Raw genomic sequence first — 241 nt, 5'->3', positions numbered from 1 at the left:
GTGTGCTGCATACCAGTTGTATGCTGTAGCTTTGGCGACGCATATGTAAAATAGCACCTTGGAACACGGCTACAACGCGTGTAACCGCTGCACGTGTGGTTTCCTCTTGGGCAAATCCTTTAACAAGTAATAATTCACGATCGATGTGACTCTTTTCGGTCAAATCAATAATTTTAAGTACATCAACTAATTTATTAACTTGTTTAGTAATTTGCTCAACGAGTCTATCATCACCCATAGT

1 protein-coding gene is annotated in these 241 nt (G+C 39.8%); it reads right to left on the bottom strand.

What is annotated here, in order from left to right; all coding sequences use genetic code 11:
• Positions 1–241, bottom strand: a 241-nt coding sequence (gene ilvN, locus CWB60_RS20490; RefSeq protein WP_138628026.1) for an acetolactate synthase small subunit, incomplete at both ends; no start/stop codon positions are given.

It is taken from the genome of Pseudoalteromonas sp. S327 (genome assembly GCF_005886415.1).
Classification (GTDB): domain Bacteria; phylum Pseudomonadota; class Gammaproteobacteria; order Enterobacterales; family Alteromonadaceae; genus Pseudoalteromonas; species Pseudoalteromonas atlantica.
The sequence above is the reverse complement of the archived record's forward strand: the minus strand, read 5'-3'. Positions and strand labels throughout refer to the sequence as shown.